Source organism: uncultured Campylobacter sp. (assembly GCF_937890585.1).
Taxonomy (GTDB): Bacteria; Campylobacterota; Campylobacteria; order Campylobacterales; family Campylobacteraceae; genus Campylobacter_A.
In genome coordinates, this window is record NZ_CALACG010000241.1 from 1 (window position 1) to 3,633 (window position 3,633).

Annotated in this window: 5 protein-coding genes; all 5 read right to left on the reverse strand. The window is 43.1% G+C overall.

Annotated features, from left to right (window positions below; translation table 11 throughout):
• Nucleotides 1–57 precede the first annotated feature (57 nt).
• Nucleotides 58–1,335: a dihydroorotase gene (locus tag Q0296_RS07210; protein WP_298038675.1), complete on the reverse strand. Its 1,278-nt coding sequence runs from the start codon at nt 1,333–1,335 to the stop codon at nt 58–60.
• Nucleotides 1,336–1,337: 2 nt separating this feature from the next.
• Entirely contained in the window at nt 1,338–2,267 is a 930-nt protein-coding gene (locus Q0296_RS07215; protein ID WP_002942659.1) for an aspartate carbamoyltransferase catalytic subunit, read from the reverse strand.
• 17 nt (nt 2,268–2,284) lie between these two features.
• A complete protein-coding gene (locus Q0296_RS07220; RefSeq protein ID WP_298038678.1) occupies nt 2,285–2,695 on the reverse strand; it encodes a sel1 repeat family protein in 411 nt (136 codons plus the stop codon).
• Nucleotides 2,696–2,704: 9 nt separating this feature from the next.
• Nucleotides 2,705–2,932, reverse strand: coding sequence for a hypothetical protein (locus Q0296_RS07225; protein ID WP_002942640.1), 228 nt, complete (start codon nt 2,930–2,932; stop codon nt 2,705–2,707).
• Nucleotides 2,929–3,633 (reverse strand): 3'-to-5' oligoribonuclease B (locus Q0296_RS07230; protein WP_298038681.1); only part of this gene is annotated, 705 nt, incomplete at its 5' end. The genes Q0296_RS07225 and Q0296_RS07230, both read right to left, overlap by 4 nt.

Below are 3,633 nucleotides of genomic sequence, written 5' to 3' on the forward strand. Positions count from 1 at the left end.
AATTTTATATTTCAAAGCATCTAAACAAATTCACCCGCACGCACGAGCAAATTTAGATTATTTTCCAAACTCATAAACGATCTTGCCACTTTTTATAGTAGTAGTCGCTGCGCCTTTTAGCTTTTTGCCAAAGAGTGGAGAATTTACTGATTTTGAGCGGTTTATCTTCTCGTCATAAACGTACTCGATCTCAGGGTCTATCACCGCGACGTCAGCTAGCATGCCCTCAGCAAGTCTGCCTTTATCTTTTAAATTTAGCATCTTAGCCGCATTTGTAGATGTTAGCTCCACCATGCGCTCTAAGCTTATGACGCCCTCATTTACGAGCTTAAGAGTGAGTGGCACAAGGGTTTGAAGTCCGATGATGCCAAATGGCGCCTTGTCAAATTCCACTATCTTTTCATCCGTGTGGTGCGGGGCATGATCGGTGGCGATAACGTCTATAAGACCGCTTTTTAGCGCCTCTCTTACCGCTTTTACGTCGCTTATCTCACGAAGTGGCGGCGACATTTTAAAATTTGTATCGTAGGCATTTTTCAAAATTTCATCGTCGCTAAAGCTAAAGTGATGAGGTGTCGCCTCGCAAGTGATGTTTATGCCCTCTTTTTTGCCCATTTCGATGATCTTTAGCGAGTACTCCGAGCTTACGTGAGCTATGTGGATGTGCGCTTTAGTGAGCTTTGCAAGCAGCATATCACGGCTCACTGCGATCTCCTCTTTCTCCCTCGCCATGCCGCGAAGTCCAAGTATGGCCGAGACCTTGCCCTCGTGCATGACGCCCTGTCTGCAAAGCGAGCAGTCCTCTGAGTGGCTTATACAAAAGCTACCAAACATGCTTGAGTACTCAAGCGCCGCTCTCATCACGCTTGAGCTAGTCACTGGCAAGCCATCGTCACTAAATGCAACTGCACCAGCTTCTATAAGATCGCCCATTTCAACGATCTCGTTGCCCCCAAGTCCTTTGCTGATAGCAGCGATCGGCAAAAGATCGATCAGCCCGCAGTTTTTAGCCTTTTCTATCATCGCTCTTGTGATCGAAGCGTTGTCATTTACTGGGTTTGTGTTAGCCATGCAAAGGCAGGTGGTCACTCCTCCAGCCACAGCCGCCTGCGAGCCTGAGATGATGTCGTCTTTGTACTCTTGACCAGGATCGCGAAAATGCACATGCATGTCGATAAGTCCTGGCATGACTAGCTTATTTGTAGCGTCTATGACCTTATCAGCCTCAAATTTCTCACCTCCTATTTTGGCTATTTTGCCGTTTTCTATTAGGATATTTGCCTTAAATTTCTCGTCGCTATTTACGATAGTGCCGTTAATTATTGCTATTTTCATCGTTAGCCCCTATTTTTTGCAAGCGTATTTAGTATCGCCATTCTTATAGCAACGCCGTTTTCAACTTGATTTAGTATGACTGAGTGCGTGCCATCAGCCACGTCTGAATTTAACTCCACGCCCCTATTTATCGGTCCTGGGTGCAGCACGATCGCGTCAGGCTTTGCTAGCTTTATCCTATTTTTATTTAGTCCAAAAAATTTCGAGTACTCTCTCGAGCTTGGAAATGCTACGTCCGCACCGCCACGCTCTAGCTGGATGCGAAGCATGATGATGACGTCGCTGCCCTCGCAAGCCTCCTCCATATTTTTGCAAATTTGAGACTCAAAGACCTCAGCGTCTTTTGGCATCATCATCCTTGGCGCAAAGAGTTTTAAATTTATGCCAAATTTCTTCATCGCCCAGATGTCAGACCTTGCCACGCGGCTTCTAGCGATATCGCCGATGATCGCCACGTTTAGGTTTTTATCTAAAATTTTGCCATGCTCTCTTAGCGTGAAAAGATCAAGTAGAGCTTGGCTTGGGTGCTCATTTGTGCCGTCCCCTGCATTTACGACGCTAGCTTCTGTCCTATCAGCTGCAAATTTCGCCGCTCCAGAGCTTGGGTGACGAAGCACAATGATATCAGTTCTCATAGCAGCCATGTTATTCATCGTGTCATTTAGGCTCTCGCCCTTTGTCACACTAGAGCTTGACGAGCTGAAATTTATCGTATCAGCTCCAAGCCTCTTTGCTGCGATCTCAAAGGATGTCCTAGTTCTTGTCGAGTTTTCATAAAATGCGTTGATCGTGGTCTTTCCACGAAGGTAGTCATTTTTTTTCACTTGGCTTAAATTTAGCTCCTTAAACTCTTTTGCCGCCTCTAGAAAATATAAAATTTCTTCCTTGCTAAGCTCTCTAGTTCCTATCAAATCTTTATGTTTGTAGCCCATTTTAAGCCCTTTTTGATCTATTTTGTTACAAAGTCGCAAGCTGGTTTGTAGCCGTTATCGCAAGCTTTTTTAAACAAAGCTTTTGCCTTCTCTTCGCTTTTTGCTTCATTATCATCTTTGTCTTTTATAAGGCCATAAGCTGTCATTTCGCCTAGTTTTTCGCAGGCCATGCCCTCATTTTCGTCGCACATTTTTGTAAAAATTTTCTCAGCCTGAGCTTTATCTTTTGCCACGCCATCGCCGTTAAATAGCATGATCGCATTCATCGTGCAAGCTTTCTTCTCACCCTCGCCGCAAGCTTTATTAAAAGCAAGATAAGCCTCGTTAAAATTTTTCTTTGCATAAAGCTCATTTGCCTTGTCTAAATTTTCATTTGCCATAGCATTTAGCGCAAAAAGTGCCACCGCTAAAACTAAAATTTTCTTCATATTTTCTCCTTATTTAAATAACTTTGGATGGTGTTTTTTCATATATTCAACTATCTCTATGACCTCGTCGCTACCGCTAGCGTCAGAGTTTTCTAGCGCATCATCGATGCACTCGACATAGAGATTTGCCGCCTCTTCAAGCTTATCTTTTTTCACTCCAGCATAGTAAAACATCGCTTCAAGCACCATGCTAAGCTCGTAGCTAAGCTCCTCTACGCTTACCTCTTCTTCTTTCATATCTCCTCCTGTGTTTTTTTAGTTATTAGATCAACTATCTGCGCCTTGATCGGCTCATAGCTAAAGCCATCTTTGAAATTTGCAAACAGCCCACCACTAGCGTTCACGTGTCCGCCGCCACCAACTAGGTGTTTTGCCATGGCGCTAACGTCTAGCTTGCCATTTGCGCGAAAGCTTAGCGTTTTTTTATTTGTCACGTCGATAAAGAAGTCAAATTCAGGATTTGCCACCAAAAAGTCGTTGCCGATAACCGAAACGTTGCCGACATTGTAGGTTAAAATTCCTTTATGATCTTTATAAGTGATGCTAAATTTCTCTTTATTTTCACTAAGTTTTTTTACGACGTAGTTTGAGATTAGATTGCTTAGCGTATCGTCTTTATCCTCTTTGAAAAATGACTTCTTTATAGCATGCACCTGCATGTCAAGGCCTATGTAGTCGTTTTTCTCGTTAAAAAATTTGCTAGCTTCTTTTAAGATATGATCCATATAGAGGTTGTTTTCAGCTTCAAACATCACTTTATTTATCTCTTTAGCGTTTGCCACAAGCCCCAAGCAGACCTTGCCCATCTCGAAGCTTTTATCATCTTTTAGCCAGATATCCACGGCATTTACGACGTCACTAAAAATTTCAAGCTCTTTGTTTTTGCCAAAAATGCCTGCAAAAAAGTCATAAGTGATCTTCGTAGCGCACCTTGAGCT

Bases quoted from the DNA above. Each gene is read 5' to 3' on its own strand.
- Q0296_RS07210 (WP_298038675.1), bottom strand. From the start codon at position 1,335: ATGAAAATAGCAATAATTAACGGCACTATCGTAAATAGCGACGAGAAA.
- Q0296_RS07215 (WP_002942659.1), bottom strand. From the start codon at position 2,267: ATGGGCTACAAACATAAAGATTTGATAGGAACTAGAGAGCTTAGCAAG.
- Q0296_RS07220 (WP_298038678.1), bottom strand. From the start codon at position 2,695: ATGAAGAAAATTTTAGTTTTAGCGGTGGCACTTTTTGCGCTAAATGCT.
- Q0296_RS07225 (WP_002942640.1), bottom strand. From the start codon at position 2,932: ATGAAAGAAGAAGAGGTAAGCGTAGAGGAGCTTAGCTACGAGCTTAGC.